The sequence below is a fragment of the Bradyrhizobium sp. genome, from assembly GCF_030693485.1.
Lineage (GTDB): Bacteria > Pseudomonadota > Alphaproteobacteria > Rhizobiales > Xanthobacteraceae > Bradyrhizobium.
On the sequence record NZ_JAUYAN010000239.1, the window covers coordinates 1 to 21,930 of the forward strand.

Consider the following 21,930-nt stretch of genomic DNA (forward strand, 5'->3'; position numbering starts at 1 on the left):
TGTTCGAAGCAATCAGCGCTTCGAGAACTGGAACGACTTGCGCGCCTTGGCGCGGCCGTACTTCTTGCGCTCGACCACGCGGGAGTCGCGGGTCAGGAAGCCGCCCTTCTTGAGGACGCCGCGCAGATCCGGCTCGAAATAGGTCAGCGCCTTGGAGATGCCGTGACGCACGGCGCCTGCCTGGCCCGACAGACCGCCACCGGCCACGGTGCAGATCACGTCGTACTGGCCGGCGCGGGCGGCGGCGACCAGCGGCTGCTGGATCATCATCCGCAGCACCGGGCGGGCGAAATAGACTTCGACCTCACGGGTGTTGACGATGACCTTGCCGGCGCCGGGCTTGATCCAGACGCGGGCGACCGCGTCCTTGCGCTTGCCGGTGGCGTAGGCACGGCCCTGCTTGTCGACCTTCTTGACGTATTTCGGCGAATCCGGTGCGGCCGTCTTCAACGACGACAACTGGTCGAGGGACTGCATGGTGTCGGACATCTTATGCGGCCCTCATGTTCTTGCGATTCATCGAAGCGACGTCGAGCGGTTCGGGTTGCTGGGCTTCATGCGGATGTTCGGCCCCGGCATAGACGCGCAGATTGCCCATCTGCACCCGGCCGAGCGGGCCGCGCGGGATCATGCGCTCGATGGCCTTCTCGACCACGCGCTCGGGGAAACGACCCTCGAGGATCGACTTCGCGGTGCGCTCCTTGATGCCGCCGATGAAGCCGGTGTGATTGTAATACACCTTGTTCTCGCGCTTGCGGCCGGTCAGCACGACATGCGCCGCGTTGATGATGATGACGTGGTCGCCGCAATCGACATGCGGCGTGTAGATCGGGAGGTGCTTGCCGCGCAGGCGCATCGCGACGATGGAGGCGAGCCGGCCGACGACCAGACCTTTGGCGTCGATCAGCACCCACTTCTTCGTCACCTCGGCAGGCTTGGCCGAAAACGTTTTCATGTGAGGAAATCCGTGAAAGGGAATTTCGGACGCGACTGCGCCGAACTGCGGGGTTTCTAGATGGCTCCGCCGTACGCGTCAACGTCCGCGAGGCATAATTATTACAGCAAAAACAACATCTTATAAATATGGTGTTATATTACCGTGAAAAACATCAAGTATTTGGAATGGAATAGGTCGACGTCACATGGGCAATCGGATCGGGCGTCGTTCCCGACAGCAGATTGACCTCGCCGACCGCCAGCCGCTTGCCCAGCTTCAAAAGCCTGGCTTCCGCGAGGATATCCTGGCCGGCCTGCCCCTTGCGCAGAAAATTGATGTTGAGGTTGGTCGTCACCGCAAGGCCGATAGGGCCGATCGCCGACAGCAGCACCACGTACATGGCGCAATCGGCCAGCGCCATCAGCGTCGGCCCCGACACGGTGCCGCCCGGGCGCAACATTCGCGCGCTGTAACGCTGCCGCAACAGGCAGGTTGTTCCGTCGGCGCTTTCGATCGTGGTATCGCCGCTGCCGAACGACTGCGGAAATTCGACACGGAGGAACTCCTCCAGCTCGGCCACGCTCATTTTCACTACTGCCATGTCGCTGCCGTTTCGCTCCCGCCTGCCCTCGCCACGCCTCGCGGGGCTTGTTACATTATGGCGTCGCACCTGCCCTAGTGAAAGTTTTCCGATGCCTGTCCAATCCGCCCGCGCCGCTACGCCACTGTCCCCTGTTCTGCTGCGGGAGACGGTCGGCAGCATCGCGGTGCTGACGCTCAACCGGTCCGCGGCCCGCAACAGCCTGTCGGAGGGCCTGATCGCCGAGCTGCACGGCGCGCTGAGGGAAATCCACGATGACAAAAGCGTGCGCGCGTTGGTGATCGCGGCCGTCGGCCCGGCCTTCTCCGCCGGCCACGACATGAAGGAACTCACCGCCCGCCGCAGCGATGCCGATCGCGGCCGTGCCTACTTTGCTACCCTCATGAACGCCTGCAGCGCCATGATGCAGGCGATCGTGCAATTGCCCAAGCCGGTGGTCGCCGCCGTACAGGGCGTCGCCACCGCGGCCGGATGCCAGCTGGTGGCGAGCTGCGATCTCGCCGTGGCGTCGGAGGCAGCGACCTTTGCCACGCCGGGCGTCGATATCGGGCTGTTCTGCTCGACCCCGATGGTGGCGCTGTCGCGCAACGTGCCGCGCAAGCGGGCGATGGAAATGCTGTTGACCGGCGAGCCGATCACGGCGGCGACGGCGCGGGACATCGGCCTCGTCAACCGCGTCGTGGCCGCCGGCACCGAACGCGACGCCGCGATCGCGCTGGCCCAGAAGGTCGCGCTGAAATCCGCCTACACGATCAAGCTCGGCAAGGAAGCGTTCTACCGCCAGGTCGAAATGAACCTCGCCGACGCCTATCGCTATGCCGCGGAAGTGATGACCGAAAACATGATGGCCCGCGACGCCGAGGAAGGCATCGGCGCCTTCATCGAGAAGCGCGTGCCGAAATGGCAGGATGAGTAAAGATTCCTCATCCTGAGGAGCGCGCCCTTCGCGCGCGTCTCGAAGGATGGCCACAGGCAGCATGCCAGATGGTTCGAGACGCGCGAAGACGCGCTCCTCACCATGAGGAACCGGGATTTTTTGTAGAATGAACCACGACAATTACGACGACAATTACATCCGCGGCATCCTCAACAACGTGAAATCGATCGCGATGGTGGGCGCGTCGCCAGTTAATGTGCGGCCGAGCTATTTTGCGTTCAAATATCTGGCGCAACGCGGCTATGACATGATCCCGGTCAATCCCGGCCATGTCGGCAAGAACCTGCTCGACAAGCCCTTCGTCGCCTCGCTCGCGGATATCGGCCGCCCCGTCGACATGGTCGATATCTTTCGCAATTCGACCCACATCATGCCCGTGGTCGAGGAGGCATTGCGGCTGGATCCGCTGCCGAAGGTGATCTGGATGCAGCTCGGCGCCCGCGACGATGCCGCGGCGGCCAGGGCGGAGGCTGCGGGAATCAAGGTCGTGATGAACCGCTGCCCGAAGATCGAATATGGCCGGCTGTCCTCGGAAATTTCCTGGATGGGCGTCAATTCGCGCACCCTGAGTTCGAAGCGCGCGCCGATGCCGACCCAGGGCATGCGGCTGTCGCTCAACCGGACGAGCGTCGGCGGCGGCGAAACCGCCGCATCCGATCGCGCCGCAAAAAACAAGACCGACGTCACGTGATGCCCGGCGGCACAATTCTTTCGAAAATGCGGTAAAGCGAAGCACGGCCGCTTCGAACACGTGGTAGATCCGCGATCCGTCTTGACGGCGGACGCCTCCACCATCAGCATGCCGCGCGAATTCAGGTAAGCCAAAAAGCAGGACGCACAGAATGACCGACCGCCTTCCCGGTTTCTCCACCCTCGCCGTGCATGCCGGCGCGCAGCCCGATCCCACCACCGGCGCGCGGGCGACGCCGATCTACCAGACCACGTCGTTCGTGTTCAACGATGCCGACCACGCCGCCTCGCTGTTCGGATTGCAGGCGTTCGGCAACATTTACACAAGAATCGGCAACCCGACCCAGGCGGTGCTGGAAGAACGCATTGCAGCACTCGAGGGCGGCACCGCCGCGCTGGCCGTGGCATCGGGACACGCCGCCCAGGTGGTCGTGCTTCAACAACTGTTGATGCCCGGCGATGAGTTCATCGCGGCGCGAAAACTCTATGGCGGCTCGATCAACCAGTTCAGCCACGCCTTCAAGAGTTTCGGCTGGAACGTGGTATGGGCCGATCCCGACGATGCCGGCAGCTTCGAGCGCGCCGTCACCCCGCACACCAAGGCGATCTTCATCGAATCGATCGCCAACCCCGCCGGCTCCATCACGGATATCGAGGCGATCGCCGCGGTCGCGCGCAAGGCCGGCGTGCCGCTGATCGTCGACAACACGCTGGCGACGCCCTATCTGATCCGCCCGATCGACCACGGCGCCGACATCGTGGTGCATTCGCTGACCAAGTTTCTCGGCGGCCACGGCAATTCGCTCGGCGGCGTCATCGTCGACGCCGGCACCTTCGACTGGTCGAAGGACAACAAATATCCGATGCTGAGCGAGCCGCGCCCGGAATATCACGGCATCCGGATCCAGGAGACGTTCGGCAATTTCGCCTTTGCGATTGCCTGCCGCGTGCTCGGCCTGCGCGATCTCGGCCCGGCGATCTCGCCGTTCAACGCCTTCATGATCCTCACCGGCATCGAGACGCTGCCGCTGCGGATGGCGAAGCATTGCGAGAACGCCAGGGCGGTGGCCGAGTTCCTGTCCGGCCATCCGGCGGTGGCCGCGGTGAACTATTCCGGCCTCGCCGGAAACCCCTACAACAACCTCGCGCGCAAATACGCGCCGAAGGGCGCCGGCGCGGTGTTCACCTTCAGCCTGAAGGGCGGCTACGAGGCCGGCGTCAACCTGGTGTCGAACCTGAAACTGTTCTCGCACCTCGCCAATGTCGGCGACACCCGCTCGCTGGTGATCCATCCGGCCTCGACCACCCACAGCCAGCTCGACGACGCCGCCAAGGTCAAGTCGGGCGCCGCCCCCGACGTGGTGCGGCTGTCGATCGGCATCGAGGACAAGGAAGATTTGATCGCCGACCTCGAACAGGCGCTGGGCGCGTAGGGGTTTCTTCTGTCGTCCCTGCGAACGCCGACCCATACGCCGTGCTGTCGATATTGCACGTGGTGCTAAAGGGCTTGTTGAACCACTGTGCCATTGCGTCAGACGACCGGGGTTATGGGTCCCTTCGTTCGCAGGAACGACGGTTGAGGGCTCAACGCACCGGCCCGCGTTAACCCTCGTTGCGCTATTTGATCCACCGCCGCTTCCGGAAATGGCATCCTGCAGTCGTCCAAACCCGGAGCTGGCCATGCTGCGCTGGATGATGCCGTTTCTGATTGCGATACTTGCGATCCCCTGCACTGCGGAAGCTGCCGGCCCCGCCGGCAAGGCGGCCGCGCGTCGTGCCGCCAGTCAATTGCCGCCGGGGCTTCCCCGCGCCAACTACAAGTTCAGGACGACGATCGCACGCCATGCGCCGGCGCCTTACCTGCGTGCGGTCTATGTCGTTGACGAACCCGGGGTGCTGCTCGCGCCGTGGAACGGATACGTGCCGTATGTGCCGCCGGCGATCGGCGTGGCATGGTTGCCCGGCTACACGGCATGGTCCGGCAATTGGGGGCTTCCGTTCGACTATGACTATCAGGGTCCCTGGTACGCCGGACCCGACATCGGCTACTGGAATCGGCAGCCTTACGGCTACGGCGGCGGCCTCTACGGCTATGGATACTACTAGCCGGAAGGTTCAGCTCAGCCAGTCTGATCGGCCGGCAAGCCCAGTCTTTGCGGCGCCGGCTCCGTCCGCGCCGCCAGTCGTTCGACCTGGAAAATCGCCAGCATCAGCACCACCATGGCGACGGCCTGGTGCGCCAGCGCGAGGTCGATCGGCACCTGATACAGCAGCGTGAAAATACCCAGCACCGCCTGCAGGATCATCGCCGCCGCCAGCCACACCGCGCCGCTGACCACGGAAGCTGCGGCCCGCGAGCGGATCGCATCGAGCGCATGCAGGATCGCCAGCGCCAGCAGCGCATAGGCGGTCATGCGGTGCTCGAACTGCACCATGAGCGGGTTGTCGAACAAATTGCGCCACCAGGGTTCCTCGAAGAACAGCCGCGCCGTTGAGGGAATGAAGGCGCCGTCGATCTCCGGCCAGGTGTTATAGACCCGGCCGGCGCGCAGGCCCGCGACCAGCGCGCCGAAATAGAGCTGCACGAAGGTCAGCGCCAGCAGCGCCAGGCTGGTGATCCGCAGCCGTGCGGAGACGATGACCGGCGGCCGGCCCGCCAGCCGCCTTAGCGTCCAGACCACGCCAGCGAGAATGACCAGCGCCAGCACCAGATGGGTGGCGAGACGATATTGCGACACCTCGGTCCGCAGCGTCAGGCCCGACGCCACCATCCACCAGCCGACCGCGCCCTGCAGCGCGCCGAGGCCGAAGATCAGCCACAACCGCCGCTTCAGCTCCGTTCCGAGGGCGCCGCGCCACAGAAACCAGAGAAACGGCAACAGATAGGCCAGCCCGATGACGCGCCCAAGCAGCCGGTGGCTCCATTCCCACCAGAAGATGGTCTTGAACTGGTCGAGCGACATCCCGGCGTTGAGTTGGCGATATTGCGGGATGGTCTTGTAGGCCTCGAAGGCCGCAAGCCATTGCGCCTCGCCGAGCGGCGGCAGCGTGCCGGTGACCGGCTTCCATTCGACGATCGAAAGCCCGGACTCGGTCAGCCGGGTGGCGCCGCCGACCAGCACCATGAGCACGATCAGCGCCGCGATCGAGAACAGCCACCACCTCACGGCGCGGCTCTGCGGTGCTGGGATTGCGGAACTGGCGGTCATCGACGCTGCGCTTGAATGAACTGGCGGGCCCCTTATAGTCCGCCCCTTCGCCCGCGCAACCCGCGCACGGGCTCAGGAGATGCACATTCCCGTCATGACCATACGCACCCGCAAATTCATCGGAACCATCGCCTTGCTGATCCTCGTCGTGGTGTGGTCGCTATTGGGAATGACGGTGGCGCAGACGCCCTGGCTGGCGAATTCGGGCCTGCTGCAGGCGATCTTCTATGTGGTAGCCGGCATCGGATGGGTGCTGCCGGCCATGCCGATCATCGGCTGGATGTCGCGGCCGGATCGCTGACCCTCATCCTGAGGAGCTTGCGAAGCAAGCGTCTCGAGGGATGAGGACTTCAATCCTCATCGGCGTCGCGAATCCTGCTGCGCGTCGGCGCCACCGGCGCGAAGGCGGCGCCTGACAGCAGCACCCGCATGACCCGCAGCGAGCGCTGCCTTCCGTCCCAGGAAAGCCGCGGCAGCGCGTGCAGATTGGTGCGGCCCTCGGCCTGAACCACGCCCGGCAGCGCCGACGCCGCGCTGACGAAGCCGGCGTCCTCGGCCATCTGGACATGCTTGCGGGCGAAGGCGGCGCGATCGCCGAACGGATAGGCGAAATGCCTGATCTCGCGGTGGAACGCGGCCTGCGCCACCGCCCTTCCCATTGTCATCTCGCGCTGCGCGTCGGCGTCCTTCAGGTTCGACAGCACGGGATAATTGACCGTCGCACTGCCGATGGTCACCAGCGGATCGGCGGCAAGTCTTGCCAGATCGTCCCAGTCCATCACGGCCTCGCGCGACAGCGCCGCGAGATTGACCGAATATCGCTTGCACAGATCGTTGATCGCGGCCGACAGATCCGGTGGCGACAGCCCGCGCATCCAGCCCGACAGAAATTCGTAGAGCTGGTACTTTTCGGCGGGCCCTGCGATGTCGAAGTGCCGCTCGTGACGCTCCATCACCAGGCTGACCCGGCGCTCGCGCGCGATAATTTCCTCCAGCGCCAGCCACCAGGCCTCGCCGAGGCGGTCCGGAAACGCGGTCGGCAGATAGACCGTGAACGGCACGCCGTGCCGCGACAGCACCGGATAGGCCGACGCGATGATGTCCTTGGCTCCGCCGTCGAAGGTCAGGCACACGAACCGCCTTGGCGTCGGCGACGTGACCGCGCGATGGCAAACCTCGTCCATCGAGACGATATCGAACTTCCAGCGCCTCAGGGCCCGGATCGTGCGATCGAGAAATTTTGGCGCGATCTCGTGCGAGCGAAGCGGCTGAAAGCGGCCGGCGCGCCGCGGCCGTACCCGTTCGAACCGCAAAACCACCCCGGCGCCGCCGCTGCCCCGGCCGCTCAGCCAATGCCGGCCGGACAACCAGGCCAGCTCCAGCCGGAGATTCCTCAGGAATAGGTTTTCGGATGACAAATCAGCGTCCCCAGACGCGGCCGCCCCGCCGCTGCAAGCATTGTCCTTACTCTTTGTTGACATTTCTTTGCAAAGGTCGGCCCAAGCTGAAAAATGTAAATAATCCGCTACATCAAGGTTTTGCGATGATCATGGCCGCCGCGATCGACAACCGAACGGGGCAAGCGCCGGCATCGACGCCGATCAGCCGCATCGCCGGCGTCGACATTCTCGACGATCTCGCCAAGGCCGAGACCATCTGGCGCGGCCTCGAAGACATCGAGCAGTTTTCCACGCCGTATCAGCGTTTCGACCTGCTCTCCGCCTGGCAACGGCAGGTCGGGGTCCGCGAAGGCCATCGCCCCTTCATCGTGATTGCCCGTGATTCCGAGCGCCGGCCGCTGTTGCTGCTGCCGCTCACGCTCAGCGAGCACGGCGTTCGCACCGCGAGCTTCATGGGCGGCAAGCACGCCACCTTCAACATGGCGTTGTGGGACCGGGAGTTCGCGACCGCGGCCACATCAGCCGATCTCGACGCGCTGATATCGGCGATACGCGGTCGCTCGGAGGTGGACGTTCTGGCGCTCGGCCAGCAGCCATTGACATGGCGCGGCGTGCCCAACCCGATGGCGCTGTTGCCGCACCAGGCCTGCGCCAATGACTGTCCGCTGATGAAGATCGTGCCCGAGGAGCTGCCGACGGCGCGGATATCGAATTCGTTCCGGCGCAGGCTCAAGGGTAAGGAACGCAAGCTGCAGGCGCTTGCCGGCTATCGCTCTGTTGTCGCGACGTCGGATGCCGACATCAAGCGGCTGCTCGACTGGTTCTTCCTGATCAAGCCGCAGCGGATGGCGGAGCAGAAGCTGCCCAACGTGTTCGCCGACCCCGGCGTCGAGGAATTCGTCCGCGACGCCTGCATGGCCGAGCTTGCCGGCGGCGGCCGGGCCATCTGCATTCACGCGCTCGAATGCGACGACGAGGTGATCGCGATCTTCGCCGGCGTCAATGACGGCCACCGCTTTTCCATGATGTTCAACACGTACACGATGTCGGCGAGCTCGAAATACAGTCCCGGCCTGATCCTGATGCGCGACATCGTCGACCACTACGCCGCAAGCGGCTATCGCGCGCTCGATCTCGGGATCGGGTCGGACGAGTACAAAAGGCTGTTCTGCAAGGACGACGAGCCGATCTTCGACAGTTTTATTCCGCTCAGCCTGCGCGGCACACTGGCGGCAGCCGCCATGTCGGGCGTCAACCGCGCCAAGCATCTGGTGAAGCATAATCCGGCGCTGTTCGAACTGGCGCAGAGGCTGCGCGGCGCGTTCCAGCGCTGAGTTTGCCGAGGGTCCGTTCTCTATCACAACCAAAACTGTCGTCGCCCGGCTTGTCCGGGCGATCCCAGTACACCGAGGCCTTTCGGCTCAATCTCCAGCATCTCTGGAATACTGGGTCGCCCGGTCAAATGCCGGGCGATGACAGCGGTGTGTGTCCGTGCGAGCGGTGCAACCTCAGGCCGCCACCACCCGCAGGCCGGGCTCGATCACGCCTGACGACTGCACCGGCCTGCTCAGCATCGTCACGTCGGAAAAGCCGACCGCACGCAGCTGGTCGCACATCAGGGTGCGGGCGTCCGGCGCCATCGAGGCATCCGGCACCACCACGGCGCGCGCCTGCGCCGTCAGCAGTTCCGCCGGCAGGTCGGACGCGGTCCCGGCATCCAGCACCACGTGATCATAGACCCGCAGCAAGGCGTCGATTGCCAGCGTCAGCCGCGGCGACTGCAACAGGCTGCGGTCCGAACCCGCACGACCGGATGTCACGAGGTGAGCCCGTGACAATTTATCCCTGGTAATGATTTGCGAGAACGACGCCTCGCCCAGCATCAATTCCGCCAGGCCCGGCGCGGCGGGATCGACCGATACCGCCGAGATGGTCGGCGACGACGCGGAGAGATCGACCACCACGACCCTGGCATGACGTGCGATCAGGCGCGCCAGCGTCAGCGCGGTCAACGTGATGCTTTCATTCGAGGCGGTGCCGAGCACGGTGACCTTGCGCGCGGCATCGCCGGCATTGCGCAGATCGTCGGCCAGTTGCTCCATGTCGGAGGGTTCGGGCGCGATGCCGGGAGATTCGCGGAACACCGGCGCCGCTTCAGGCCCGGATTCCGGTTCGATCTCGGATTCAGGCTCGGCGGCGGCCGTGGCGGCCGCAGCCCTTGCGCGGATCGCCGCCGGCGCGGATGCGATCGCGGCCACCGCGCGCGGCGCCGTCATGCGCAGCAATTCGCCGGTTACGATCGCGCCGGCGGTGAGCATCAGGGTCGCCAGCGTCGCGATCAGCACGATCGGCAGCTTCTTCGGGTAGGCCGGCGTGTTGGAGACGCTGGCGCGGGAAATGATGCGGCCATCGGCGGGGGCAGCGTCGATGTTCTCGCGGGTGTTGGCCTCGCGGTATTTCGCCAGATAGGATTCAAGGAGGTCGCGCTGCGCCTTGGCCTCGCGCTCGAGCGCGCGCAGCTGAACGTCCTGGGTGTTGGTCGAACCCGCCTGTTTCTTGACCTGCTCCAGGCTGGCGCTGAGGCCTTCGACCCTGCCGCCCGCGATCCTTGCGTCGCTGTCGAACGACCGCGAAAGCTTTGAGGCTTCCTCGCGGAGCTGGCGGTCGAGGTCAGCCAGCTGCGCCTTCAATTCCTTGATGCGCGGATGATTGTCGAGCAAGGTCGAGGATTGCTCGGCGAGCTGCGCGCGCAGCGTGACGCGCTGTTCGGACAGCCGCCGCGTCAGTTCGGAATTGAGCACCTCGGAAGCCTCGATCGGCTTGCCGCTCTGGAGCATTTCACGGATCAGCCGCGCCTTCGACTCCGCGTCCGACTTCAGCGCGCGGGCGTTGTTCAGTTGCGTGTTGAGCTCGCCCATCTGCTGATTCGACAGCGTGGTATTGTTGGTGCCGACGAACAGGCTGGATTTCGAGCGGAAATCTTCCACCCGGGATTCGGCCTCCGCGACCTTCTTGCGCAGGCTGTCGATCTCGCCCGACAGCCACAGGCCGGCCGACTTGGCCTGTTCCTGCCGCGCATTCTGCTGCATCACCAGATAGCCTTCGGCGATCGAATTGGCGACCCGCGCCGCAAGTTCCGGATCCCGCGACTGGAATTCGATGACGATGACGCGCGACTTGTCGACCGCATAGGCGGTGAAGCGCTCGTAATAGGCATCGAGCACGCGCTCTTCGGGGGCCAGCGAGAACGCGTCGCGGCCGATCCCGAACAGGGCCAGCAGCGATTTGACCCGCGACAGCCCCTGCAGCACCGGATCGAATTCCGGGCGCTCGGCGAGCTTGTTCTTCTTGATGATCTCCCGCGCAAGGTCGCGCGACAGCAGCAGCTGGACCTGGCTGGTGACGGCCTCGGCATCGACGACCGAGCTGCGCTCCTCGCTGCGCTCGCCGTTCGGCCGCAGGAAGACGTTCTCGCGGCCGTCGACCAGGATACGGGCTTCGGATTTGTAGCGCGGGGTCGCCAGATTGACGGCCGTCAACGAAAGCACGGCGGCCAGCAGCGTCGGAACGATGATCCAGCCCTTCTTGCGGGCCAGCGCATGGCCCAGCGCGCGCAGGTCGATATCACCGGTCGGAGCGGCGGCGGCGGGCTTGTAGAAGTCGGGCGCGGGCTTCGCGGCGACTTTCTGGACCGCAGCCTTCTCGGGTACGGCCTTTTCGGGCACGGCTTTGACCCTGCCCGCATTGTCCTTGCCTGCACGCCAGAACGCTAAACGCATCGCACACTCCCGCGGACGCAACTCATCCACTCAACTGCGGCCGATTACACTCCATTAAGGTTGCCGCTGGGTTAATTCGGCCGATCGGCTCCTGCGAACATGCGGTTACGGTCGCCGCAGTCATGCTTTGTTAACCATGAAAGCCCTTAATCGGAATCAGGAAATTCCGTGGGCTGTCCGATGCGAGGCGTGCGTACCGTCATTCTCTGTCTGCTGACAGCGCTCGCACTGGCGGGCTGCATGCGCAGGTCCGCGCCGGTCGCGGTGGCGCAGCCGCAGGCCGATCTCGATTCGATGACCTATGGGCGAAGCTATGCGACGGCCCCTGCCCCCGTGGCGGTGGCCTACGCCGCCGCGCCGATCTCAATGAGATACGACACCGCCTACCGGCTCGACGCCGGCGACAGGCTGCGCGTCGTGGTCTACGGCCAGGAAGGTCTCACCAACACCTATGCGATCGATGCCGGCGGGTCCATTACCATGCCGCTGATCGGTTCGGTGCCGGCGCGCGGACGAACGCCCGCGGGCCTCGCCGCCGACATCACCGCCAAGCTGCGCAACGGCTTCATCCGCGAACCGTCGGTCGCGGTCGAGATCGAGGCCTACCGGCCGTTCTTCATCCTCGGCGAGGTCGCCGCCCCCGGCCAGTATCCCTATGTGCCTAATATGACGGTGGAGAGCGCGGTCGCCATTGCCGGCGGCTTCTCGCCGCGCGCCCGGCGCGACCGCGTCACCATCACCCACAACGACCCGGCCGGATCGATGCGGACGGTCGTGCCGCTCGGCACCGCGCTCAGTCCGGGCGATACCGTACTCGTCGGCGAACGCTGGTTCTGATCATGCCCCTGATTGAAGGTCAGCCGCTTCGTATCCTGCACGCGGTGCGGGCGCCGGTCGGCGGCATTTTCCGCCACATCATGGATCTCGCCAACGGCCAGGCCGATCGCGGCCATCACGTCGGCATCATCGCCGACAGCCTCACCGGCGGCGAGCGCGCAGATGCCGCATTCAAGGAAATCGCGCCGCGACTGAAGCTCGGCGTCCATCGCCTCGCCATCCGCCGCGAGCCGTTTCCCACCGACGTGCTGGTGTGGGCGCGTTTCATGCGCCTGATCAAGCGTCTGAAGCCGGACGTGCTGCACGGCCACGGCGCCAAGGCCGGCGCCTTCATCCGGCTGAAAGCCCGTTCCAGGGAAACCATCCGGGTCTACACGCCGCATGGCGGCTCGCTGCATTATCCGCTCAACACGGTGAAGGGCGCGATGTACAGCCGGCTCGAACGCGCGCTGATGAACTCGACCGATCTGTTCCTGTTCGAGAGCGCGTTTGCGCGCGACACCTATCAGCGCACCATCGGTATCCCCTCCGGCCTTGTGCGCTGCGTCTTCAACGGCGTCACCGCCAACGAATTCGATCCGATCGTTCCGGCTGATGACGCCACCGACGTGGTCTATGTCGGGGAATTCCGGCACATCAAGGGCGCGGACCTCCTGATCGACGCGGTCGCCCGGCTGCGCGCCGACGGCAAACCGGTGACGCTGACGCTGGCTGGCGACGGCGAGGAACTCGATCATCTCAAGGCCCAGATCGCGCGGCTTGGCCTGGGTGAGGCCGTCCGCTTCATCGGCCACGTCAAGGCGCGCTACGGCTTTTCCAAGGGCCGGCTCTTGGTGGTTCCCTCGCGCGGCGATTCGATGCCTTATGTCGTGATCGAGGCGGCAGCGGCGGGAATGCCGATGATGGCCGCCAATGTCGGCGGCATCCCGGAAATCTTCGCCGAACATACCGACGCGCTGTTCGCCCCCAACATTGTCGGTGCGATGGCGGACGCCATCGAGATCGCGCTGGAGGATCGCGAGGCCGCGGCTACCCGCGCAAGGTCGCTGCGCGAACGAATCTTCCTGCATTTTTCGCAGAAGGCGATGGTCGAGGGCGTGCTTGCCGGCTACCGCGACGCGTTTGCCGATCGTTAACCATTCCTTACTCCGCTAACCGTTTCTTCCGATTTGTCCTCTAATCCGGGAGGCAGGGAATTCCGCCCGGCGTGAGCATGCCTAATTGCTTGTGCAGGGACGGACTTGGGAACGGATTTGGACTAACGTGGAACCTCTGAACGCACGCTCTATGCTCGATGCCGCGGCTGCCGCTGCGGTGACCACCAAGATAACAGCCGCGCCGGACCGCCCGCCGGTCGAACGGCGCCGCCGGTTGTCGCAAGCCGCCCTCGCCGTCACCAACCAGAAGGTCCGGCGCGCCTATTCGCCGATCGTGATCGCGGGCGCGGTGCGCGTCGCCGATTTCGTGCTGCTCAGCCTGATCGGCATCGCGATCTATCTGTTCTATGTGGTGCCGCTGAGCGGCTTCTACTGGGAATATTTCGGAGCGATCCTCGCCATGACCGCGGCCGCGGTGATCTGCTTCCAGGCCGCCGATATCTACGAGGTGCAGGTGTTCCGCGGCCATCTCCGCCAGATGACGCGGATGATGTCAGCCTGGGCTTTCGTGTTCCTGCTGTTCATCGGCGTCTCGTTCTTCGCCAAGCTCGGCAGCGAGATATCGAGGCTGTGGCTGTCGGCGTTCTTCATCACCGGCCTCGCCGCGCTGATCGCCGAACGGCTGATCCTGCGCTGGATGGTTCGCGGCTGGGCCCGCAACGGCCGGCTCGACCGCCGCACCATCATCGTTGGCTCCGACCAGAACGGCGAGAAGCTGATCGAGGCGCTGAAGGCGCAGGACGATTCCGACCTCGACATTCTCGGCGTGTTCGACGACCGCAACGACAGCCGCGCGCTCGACACCTGCGCCGGCAGTCCGAAGCTCGGCAAGATCGACGACATCGTCGAATTCGCGCGCCGCACCCGCATCGACCTCGTGCTGTTCGCGCTGCCGATTTCGGCGGAGACGCGGATTCTCGAAATGCTGAAGAAGCTGTGGGTGCTGCCGGTCGACATCCGGCTGTCGGCGCACACCAACAAGCTGCGCTTCCGCCCCCGCTCCTATTCCTATCTCGGCGAGGTGCCGACACTCGACGTGTTCGAGGCGCCGATCACCGACTGGGACCTGGTGATGAAGTGGCTGTTCGACCGCGTCGGCGGCGCGCTGATCCTGCTGGCGGCGCTGCCCGTGATGGCGCTGGTGGCGCTGGCGATCAAGCTCGACAGCCCGGGCCCGGTGCTGTTCCGCCAGAAGCGCTTCGGCTTCAACAACGAGCGCATCGACGTCTTCAAGTTTCGCTCGCTGTACCACGACCAGGCCGATCCTCTCGCCACCAAAGTGGTGACCAGGAACGACAGCCGCGTCACCCGGGTCGGGCGCTTCATCCGCAAGACCAGCCTCGACGAACTGCCGCAGCTGTTCAATGTGGTGTTCAAGGGCAATCTCTCGCTGGTCGGTCCGCGTCCGCACGCGGTGCAGGGCAAACTGCAGAGCCGGCTGTTCGACGAGGCGGTCGACGGTTATTTCGCGCGCCACCGCGTCAAGCCCGGCATCACCGGCTGGGCCCAGATCAACGGCTGGCGCGGTGAAGTCGACAGCGAGGAGAAGATCCAGAAGCGCGTCGAATTCGATCTCTATTACATCGAGAACTGGTCGGTGCTGTTCGATCTCTACATCCTCGTCAAGACGCCGCTGGCGCTCATGACGAAGAACGAGAACGCTTACTGATAAGACGAGGTGCCCGCAACGTCATTGCGAGCCACCGGGTCACGCGAATGCGTGCCCGATGGTAAACTCCGCGAAGCAATCCATCGTGCGGCATAAAGAAAGAAGCTGGATTGCTTCGTCGCTTCGCTCCTCGCGATGACGGTTAGTGCGTAATGTTGTGTGAGTGCGTGAGTATCAAATGGCGTATGCGGCCCTATCAGCGAGTTCCCTGCCGTCGATGACGGCGGCGCCGGGCGTGCTGGCGCTGCAACGGGCGCTGGTGTGGCTGGTCGGCGCGTCGGTCGCGATCGTGTTCATCGAGCCCAGCCCCTATGAGCTGGCGACGCTGGCGGCGACCCTGCTGTTCTTTGTCACCGGGCTGCGACTGCGGCTGGTGTTCATGCCGCTGTTGCTGCTGCTGTTCCTGATCAATATCGGCTACACCATCAGCGCCATTCCGGTGCTCGACCGTCCCGGCGTCGCCAACTGGGTCGCGACCTCCTGGTATCTGGCGATCACCGTGATCTTCTTCGCCATGGTGTTCTCCGAAGACACCGAAGCCCGGCTCGACATGCTGCGCCGCGGCCTGATCGTCGGCGGCCTGATCGCGGCGACGTCGGCGGTCGCCGGCTATTTCAACCTCGTTCCCGGCGGCTATGACCTCTTGACGCTGTATGGCCGCGCGCGCGGCACCTTCAAGGACCCGAACGTGCTCGGCGCGTTCCTGATCCTGCCCTGCCTGTTCGCCCTGCAAAGCGTGGTTTCAGACCGCATCGGCAGATCGTTCCGCAGCACCATCGTGCTCGGCATCATGACGCTGGCGATCCTGCTGGCGTTTTCACGCGCGGCATGGGGCGGGCTCGCCATCACCTCGGCCTTCATGCTGGCGCTGATGGTGCTGACCAGCCCGTCGGTCAGGCAGCGCTCGCGCATCATCGTCATGACCATGGTCGCCGTCATCTTCGTGGCGACGCTGATCGCCATCCTGCTGTCGTTCAATTCGATCGGCGAGATGCTGGAGCAGCGCGCCAGCTTCGGCCAAAGCTACGACAGCGGCCGCTTTGGCCGGTTCGGACGCCACATCCTCGGCGCGGAAATGGCGCTTGATCTGCCGTTCGGCATCGGTCCGCTGCAGTTCAACCGCTACTTCCCCGAGGACACCCACAATTCCTATCTGAACGCCTTCATGTCCGGCGGCTGGCTCACCGGCGTGTGCTATCCCGCGCTGGTGTTCGTCACCGTCATCATGGGGTTCCGGCACGCGTTCATCCCGGTGCCCTGGCAGCGCGCCTATCTCGCGATCTTCGCGGCGTTCCTCGGCACCGTCGGCATGAACCTGGTGATCGACACCGACCACTGGCGTCACTTCTGGATGATGCTGGGCGCGATGTGGGGCATGTTCGCCGCCGCCCAGCGCTGGCGGGCGAACGTGGTTGCATCGTAGTCGAAGAGGCCTACTTCTCCACCTCGAACGTCAACCCTGCATTGTCGACCAGCCGCTTGATCAGCTTGTCGCCCATCGCCGCACCCGGGGTCCAGATGCCGGCCGGAACATTCGGCGTGTCGCGCAGAAGGCAGAGCGCGCATTCCGCGATCATCTTGGAAGTCGAGCCATAGCCGGGATCGCGGTCGCCCTTGACCGCGGCGCGGACCTGCTTGCCGTCGGGCGCGATGGCGACGAACAAGAGATCGTACATGCCGTTTTCGCGCTCTTCCTTTGACGGCCCCTCGCCCGGTTTCGGGCCGCCGGAAGCGCCCATCCGCTCGGCATTGACGGCAGCCACCACCTTCTTTGCGTTGGCTTCGCCCTGTTCGCCGGGGCCGGTCAGAACCATCTCGTCATAGACAAAATCCCGGCCGTAGGGGAAATCCATCAGCATGTTGGAGCGATGCACGTTGCGGGTGTTGATGGTCGCCATGATGAAGGGCGCCGTCCAGGAGCCCATGTCCTCGTCGAGCAGCGGCTTGTTGCCGCGCGGCTGTTTCGGACCGTCGAACCCCGGCGTCAGAACGAAGGGATCCTGCACCATCGAGACCAGGCTGAGATCCTGCGCCACGGCAGCGAACGTCGCCCGCGCGCTTGCTGCGGTGCCGCCCGAGAACGTTCCTTTCATGGCGCGGACGCGGCCCTTGACCCGCGCGACCGGCGCGCCAAACTCTTTCTTCGCCGCTTGCTCCACGAAGTAAACGCCGAGCTCGAACGGAATCGAGTCGAAACCGCAGGAGAACAGGATCCGCGCGCCGCTCGATTTCGCCGCCGCCTCATGCGCGTCGATCATCTTGCGCATCCACAGCGGCTCGCCGCAGAGATCGAGATAGTCGGTCCCCGAGGCGGCACAGGCCGCGACCAGTTCCGAGCCGTAGAGCTGATATGGGCCGACGGTCGTGATGATCAACCTGGCTTGCGCGACCATCGCCTGCAGCGAGGCGGCATCGCCGCCATCGGCGACGATCAGCGCGGTGTCATCGGGTGCCCCGATCGCGTCGCGCACCGCGGCAAGCTTGTCCTTGCTGCGGCCGGCCATCGCCCATTTCAGGCCGCTGTCGCCCTTGTAGTGCGCGGCGAGATATTCCGCGACCAGCTGACCGGTAAAACCGGTGGCGCCATAGACGACGATGTCAAATTTCGAAGACATTAAGATGGTATCCCTGAGGTTAGGCTTTGCTTGTCATTGCGAGCGCAGCGAAGCAATCCATAGCGGCAAAAAGAAAGCTGGATTGCTTCGTCGCAAGAGCTACTCGCAGTGACGGTCTAGTACTCATTTCTTGGCATAGGACACGCCCATGCCAGCGCGCACATCGGCCTGGATGCCATAGGGTGCGATCGGATAGCGCAGGCCGTTCTTGGCCAGTTGCTTCATGCCCGTGATCGCCTTGGCGAGATGCGCGGGCGACAGCGCCATTAGCATCTCCTCATCCGGCACGCCACCATAGCGGCGCTCGGCAAAGCACGGCAGCGACAGGCTGGGTTCGCCGGTCTTGAGCGCCCGGCCCCATGAATCGGCGCAGGCGGTTTCGCCGACCACGCCCCATTCGAACTTCTTGTAGCCGGTATATTGCAGTCCGTTGATCAGGATGATCATCTGGCCGGGCGTCGCATAGACCAGGCAGATATCCGGCGGATCGAGCCGGCCACTCGACAGCGGGCTCACCGCCAGCGCCAGGTATTGGCCGTAGGCCACGACATCGAGCGCCTCCTGGCGCTTGCGCGCGTCCTCAGGCGTGCCATGCCAGACGCCGACGTAATTCGTGCCCTCGAGAAACTTCTCGTCCTGTGGTGCCAGGCCGATCACGGCGCGGCACTGCGCGCCGACGAGATCGTCCGCGGTGATGCCGACGGTCCAGCCCAGCCGCGAGGCCATGCTGACGATCTGGTCGGTGGTGTGAACCGCGGTCGGCCGCCGGATCTTCGGGATCGCCGTCATCTCCTCCACGGTGGCAAACATCTTCATGCCGATCACGGTGGTTTTCAGCCGTAGCAGGCTGTTCAGATCGGCCACCATGCCGGCCAAATCGAGTTGTTCCGGCGGCGATTGCTGTTGCATGGCGTCACTCCCCAAGCGGCGGGCGAAGCCGCGCGCGTCTGTTTGAACAATTCTAACCTGATTGTTTCAGCGATGCGACAGATGCTTCGCCTTCGCCGCTGGCCCGGGCAGCAAATCGTCGATCCTACCGGTCGCCCAATAGGCGATCAGGCCCATCCACTCGCGAATACCGAGATTGGTGCGCTCCAGCCCGTACAGCGACAGGGAGGTGAACTGAAACACGTCCCCGGGTCCGCCGACCCGCCAGTCGACCGGATAGGCCTCGACCGCAAATCCCGCCTTGCGAAACAGGCCGACCGATCGCGGCATATGAAATGCGGAGGTGACCAGCAGCCAGCGTTCGCCGGGCCTGGACCCGGCCATCACCCTGGAGAATTCGGCGTTTTCCTGGGTGTTGCGCGAGCCCCGTTCCATGATCAGGCGCTGGCCGGATATGCCGAGGCTTTCGAACAACGACGCCGCGTAGTCGGCTTCCCTGGCATCGCCCGACACCAGATTGGGGCTTCCACCGGTGAACATGATGCGCGCCCTGGGGTAGCGATGGCCAAGCGCCGCCGCGGCGATGATGCGGTCCGCTGCGCCGCTGGTGACAACGACGCCGTGCGCCGCCGACAGTTCGGCGTCGATCGACCCGCCGAGGACGATGACGCCATCCGGCGCGCCTTGCGCGGCATTCCAGGGCGGAAATCGCTGCTCCAGAGGATAAAGCAGCAGGTATCCCAACGGCGAAAATCCACAAATCGCAAACAGCACGGCCGAGGCGATCAGGAGTTTGCGTCCGGCAGACGCAAACCGCGTCGCCAGCAGGGCCACGCCGACCAGACCGAGGCCGATCAGGAAATTGGTCGGCAACAGCATGATGCCGATGGTCTTGGAGAGCAGGAAAAACAAAAACGGGATCTCCCTCGGGTGCCAGGCACCGCGCCAATCACACATTGCGTCATACGCGGGCTTGACGCGCGTAGCCATCTCTCTTCGTAATATGCTCTTCGCAAGAGACGATGGATTGCCGGGCATAGGCGAGCGGAAGCGCCGCCTTCCTTCAGGCGGCCACGCCCGGCATCGACGACTGAACCGACGAGAAAGCCCCCTCCATGACGCATCATCACCTGCAATCCAGCCCCGAGACCTGCCACTGGGGCTTTTTCGAAGCCAGATTGAAGCCGGTGCTCACCATCGCCAGCGGCGATGAGGTTACGGTCGACACCATCAGCGGCGGCCCGGAAATGATGCCGGACAAGAGCCGGTTCCACGTCCCCCCCGAACTCGCCGAGGTGCATGCCAAAAACGAGCGGATGCTGCCGGGGCACATCCTGACCGGCCCGATCGCGGTCGAGGGCGCCGAACCCGGCGACGTGCTGGAGATCGAGATCCTCGACATCCAGCTGCGGCAGGACTGGGGCTGGAACATGATCAAGCCGCTGGCCGGCACCCTGCCCGATGATTTTCACGAAACCCGGCTGCTCAATATTCCGCTCGACCAAAAACGCATGGTCGGCCGGATGCCCTGGGGCCTCGATTTGCCGCTCAAACCGTTCTTCGGGGTGATGGGCGTGGCGCCGCCGCCGGCCTGGGGCCGCATCTCCTCGCTGATTCCGCGCGCGATGGGCGGCAATCTCGACAACAAGGAACTGGTGCCCGGCGCCAAGCTCTATCTGCCGGTGTTCGTGCCGGGCGCGCTGTTTTCCTGCGGCGACGGCCATGGCGTGCAGGGCGATGGCGAGGTCTGCGTCACCGCGATCGAGACCGCGCTGCAGGGCCGCTTCAGGCTGACGCTGCGCAAGGATCTGCGCTTCGACTATCCCCGCGCCGAGACGCCGACCCACTACATGACAATGGCGATGGATCCCGACCTCGATCAATGCGTGGTCCGGGCGCTGCGCGACATGATCGTGCTGTTGGGCGAAAAGCGCAATCTGTCGCGCGAGGACGCCTACACGCTCTGCAGCCTCGCCGCGGATCTGCGCGTGACGCAGACGGTGAACGGGTCGAAGGGCATTCACTGCATGATCGAGAAGGCGATCGTGCACGGGTAGGCGCGACAGGTTGTCGTCCCCCGCGCATGCGGGGGACCCAGTACGCCGCGGCTTCTCGGCCTCTATCGCTGGCGTCTCTGGATACTGGGTCGCCCGGTCAAGCCGGGCGATGACGAGTGAGGAGGGGCGCAGCGCCCCGGAATCACGCTCCGCCTACCCCAACCGCCAGCCGACCTCGGCGCGATAGCTCTCGTAAAACTCCGGCGTGTAGGCCTGCTCCGGCGATTGCCGCACGCGCTCGTCGAGCTTGTGGGCGTCGTCGCCGACCAGGATGCGCCAGCGCCCGGCCTTGACGCCGTCGAGGATGATCTTGGCCGCCTGCGCCGCCGTGGTCGGGGCGTCGTCGCGGAAGGCGCGGGCACGCTCCAGCGAAATCTTCTGAACGTCGTCGTCCGACATCGCCGCGGTGTCGATGCCCATGGCCTTGATGCGCACGCGTGCCGACAACAGTTCATTGGCGCTGAGCAGTTCGGATTCGGTGCCGCTCTGGATCTTGCGTGAATTGGACACGATCGAGGTGCCGATATGGCCGGGCATCACCACCGAGCACTTGATATGCGGTGCGTTCAGCCTGAGATCGTTCATCAGCGCTTCGCTGAATCCCTTCACGGCGAATTTCGCGGCGCTGTAGGCGGTATGGGAAACCCCGAGGCCGACCGAAGCCCAGAAGCCGTTGACGCTGGAGGTGTTGACGATATGGCCCTCGTCGGCCTTCATCAGCATCGGCAGGAAAGTGCGGACGCCGAGATAGACCCCGCCCCAGCAGATATTGAAGGTCCTTTCCCACTGTTCCCGCGTGTTGGTGAACAGGCTGCCGCCGCCGCCGATGCCGGCATTGTTGAACAAAAGATGGATCCTGTCGGTTGACTGCTGCTCCGCGAGTTCGTCACGAAAGCGCGTCAGCTGGTCCTCGATCGAGACGTCGGCGACATGGGTGGTGATGCGCAGGCCCTGCGGCAGTTTTTCCACCTCGCACAGGCTCTTGGTCTCCGCCATCGCCTCGGCCGAGACGTCGCACATCGCGACGTTGCAGCCCTCGGCGACGAGCTGGCGCGCCAGTTCGCGGCCCATGCCCGTGCCGCCTCCGGTGATGACGGCAATCTTTCCGGCAAAGTCTTTCATGGGGGGCGCTGACCTTTCATCTGGAATTTTCT

At 64.6% G+C, this 21,930-nt stretch carries 21 protein-coding genes; 11 read left to right on the plus strand and 10 right to left on the minus strand.

All coding sequences use genetic code 11. The features are described 5' to 3' along the window. Positions 1-12 precede the first annotated feature (12 nt). From rpsI to Q8N40_RS17595, 3 genes are all read right to left on the minus strand, one after another. Positions 13-489, minus strand: coding sequence for a 30S ribosomal protein S9 (gene rpsI / locus Q8N40_RS17585; RefSeq protein ID WP_305318765.1), 477 nt, complete (start codon positions 487-489; stop codon positions 13-15). A gap of 1 nt (position 490) precedes the next feature. Then, complete coding sequence (gene rplM, locus Q8N40_RS17590) at positions 491-955, minus strand: 50S ribosomal protein L13 (protein ID WP_305318764.1); 465 nt, start codon at positions 953-955, stop codon at positions 491-493. Positions 956-1,109: 154 nt separating this feature from the next. Then, on the minus strand, positions 1,110-1,538 hold the full coding sequence (locus Q8N40_RS17595; RefSeq protein WP_305712711.1) for a PaaI family thioesterase: 429 nt from the start codon (positions 1,536-1,538) through the stop codon (positions 1,110-1,112). Positions 1,539-1,629: 91 nt separating this feature from the next. Between Q8N40_RS17595 and Q8N40_RS17600 the strand changes: the two genes are divergently transcribed. The 4 genes from Q8N40_RS17600 (at position 1,630) to Q8N40_RS17615 (ending at position 5,271) form a co-directional block, all read left to right on the plus strand. Next, a complete protein-coding gene (locus Q8N40_RS17600; protein WP_305318762.1) occupies positions 1,630-2,454 on the plus strand; it encodes an enoyl-CoA hydratase in 825 nt (274 codons plus the stop codon). Between the two features lie 127 nt (positions 2,455-2,581). After that, positions 2,582-3,166: a CoA-binding protein gene (locus Q8N40_RS17605; RefSeq protein ID WP_305318761.1), complete on the plus strand. Its 585-nt coding sequence runs from the start codon at positions 2,582-2,584 to the stop codon at positions 3,164-3,166. 151 nt (positions 3,167-3,317) lie between these two features. Continuing rightward, positions 3,318-4,598: an O-acetylhomoserine aminocarboxypropyltransferase gene (locus Q8N40_RS17610; protein ID WP_305712712.1), complete on the plus strand. Its 1,281-nt coding sequence runs from the start codon at positions 3,318-3,320 to the stop codon at positions 4,596-4,598. A 247-nt stretch (positions 4,599-4,845) separates the two neighbouring features. After that, a complete protein-coding gene (locus tag Q8N40_RS17615; RefSeq protein ID WP_305712713.1) occupies positions 4,846-5,271 on the plus strand; it encodes a hypothetical protein in 426 nt (141 codons plus the stop codon). 14 nt (positions 5,272-5,285) lie between these two features. On the opposite strand, the gene Q8N40_RS17620 is transcribed toward Q8N40_RS17615, so the two are convergent. After that, complete coding sequence (locus Q8N40_RS17620) at positions 5,286-6,374, minus strand: COX15/CtaA family protein (RefSeq protein WP_305712714.1); 1,089 nt, start codon at positions 6,372-6,374, stop codon at positions 5,286-5,288. 94 nt (positions 6,375-6,468) lie between these two features. Here Q8N40_RS17620 and Q8N40_RS17625 point away from each other — a divergent pair, with 94 nt between their 5' ends. Then, positions 6,469-6,675, plus strand: a complete 207-nt coding sequence (locus Q8N40_RS17625; RefSeq protein ID WP_305712715.1) for a DUF2842 domain-containing protein — start codon at positions 6,469-6,471, stop codon at positions 6,673-6,675. Positions 6,676-6,724: 49 nt separating this feature from the next. Here Q8N40_RS17625 and Q8N40_RS17630 read toward each other — a convergent pair whose 3' ends face one another. Next, on the minus strand, positions 6,725-7,792 hold the full coding sequence (locus Q8N40_RS17630; RefSeq protein ID WP_305319031.1) for a polysaccharide deacetylase family protein: 1,068 nt from the start codon (positions 7,790-7,792) through the stop codon (positions 6,725-6,727). A gap of 125 nt (positions 7,793-7,917) precedes the next feature. Between Q8N40_RS17630 and Q8N40_RS17635 the strand changes: the two genes are divergently transcribed. Then, entirely contained in the window at positions 7,918-9,108 is a 1,191-nt protein-coding gene (locus Q8N40_RS17635; RefSeq protein ID WP_305319032.1) for a GNAT family N-acetyltransferase, read from the plus strand. 174 nt (positions 9,109-9,282) lie between these two features. On the opposite strand, the gene Q8N40_RS17640 is transcribed toward Q8N40_RS17635, so the two are convergent. After that, positions 9,283-11,553, minus strand: a complete 2,271-nt coding sequence (locus Q8N40_RS17640) for an exopolysaccharide transport family protein (RefSeq protein ID WP_305712716.1) — start codon at positions 11,551-11,553, stop codon at positions 9,283-9,285. Between the two features lie 180 nt (positions 11,554-11,733). Between Q8N40_RS17640 and Q8N40_RS17645 the strand changes: the two genes are divergently transcribed. The 4 genes from Q8N40_RS17645 (at position 11,734) to Q8N40_RS17660 (ending at position 16,639) form a co-directional block, all read left to right on the plus strand. After that, a complete protein-coding gene (locus Q8N40_RS17645; RefSeq protein WP_305712717.1) occupies positions 11,734-12,390 on the plus strand; it encodes a polysaccharide biosynthesis/export family protein in 657 nt (218 codons plus the stop codon). Positions 12,391-12,392: 2 nt separating this feature from the next. Beyond that, positions 12,393-13,526, plus strand: a complete 1,134-nt coding sequence (locus tag Q8N40_RS17650; RefSeq protein WP_305712718.1) for a glycosyltransferase family 4 protein — start codon at positions 12,393-12,395, stop codon at positions 13,524-13,526. A gap of 127 nt (positions 13,527-13,653) precedes the next feature. Beyond that, positions 13,654-15,216 carry an undecaprenyl-phosphate glucose phosphotransferase gene (locus Q8N40_RS17655; protein WP_305712719.1) on the plus strand — a complete coding sequence of 521 codons (1,563 nt, stop codon included), beginning with the start codon at positions 13,654-13,656 and terminating at the stop codon, positions 15,214-15,216. 178 nt (positions 15,217-15,394) lie between these two features. Then, complete coding sequence (locus Q8N40_RS17660; protein ID WP_305712720.1) at positions 15,395-16,639, plus strand: O-antigen ligase; 1,245 nt, start codon at positions 15,395-15,397, stop codon at positions 16,637-16,639. 10 nt (positions 16,640-16,649) lie between these two features. Here the strand turns inward: Q8N40_RS17660 and Q8N40_RS17665 are convergent, their stop codons facing one another. The 3 genes from Q8N40_RS17665 to Q8N40_RS17675 form a co-directional block, all read right to left on the minus strand. Beyond that, complete coding sequence (locus Q8N40_RS17665) at positions 16,650-17,831, minus strand: trans-acting enoyl reductase family protein (protein WP_305319156.1); 1,182 nt, start codon at positions 17,829-17,831, stop codon at positions 16,650-16,652. 123 nt (positions 17,832-17,954) lie between these two features. Then, complete coding sequence (locus Q8N40_RS17670) at positions 17,955-18,740, minus strand: DUF169 domain-containing protein (RefSeq protein WP_305712721.1); 786 nt, start codon at positions 18,738-18,740, stop codon at positions 17,955-17,957. A 66-nt stretch (positions 18,741-18,806) separates the two neighbouring features. Beyond that, positions 18,807-19,631, minus strand: a complete 825-nt coding sequence (locus Q8N40_RS17675) for a YdcF family protein (RefSeq protein WP_305319154.1) — start codon at positions 19,629-19,631, stop codon at positions 18,807-18,809. 203 nt (positions 19,632-19,834) lie between these two features. Between Q8N40_RS17675 and Q8N40_RS17680 the strand changes: the two genes are divergently transcribed. Continuing rightward, the gene (locus Q8N40_RS17680; protein ID WP_305712722.1) at positions 19,835-20,776 is read left to right on the plus strand and encodes an acetamidase/formamidase family protein; all 942 of its coding nucleotides are present in this window, start codon (positions 19,835-19,837) and stop codon (positions 20,774-20,776) included. A gap of 153 nt (positions 20,777-20,929) precedes the next feature. Here Q8N40_RS17680 and Q8N40_RS17685 read toward each other — a convergent pair whose 3' ends face one another. Next, positions 20,930-21,898 (minus strand): SDR family oxidoreductase, encoded by a 969-nt coding sequence (locus Q8N40_RS17685; protein ID WP_305712723.1) that lies wholly within the window; start codon positions 21,896-21,898, stop codon positions 20,930-20,932. Positions 21,899-21,930: the final 32 nt, after the last annotated feature.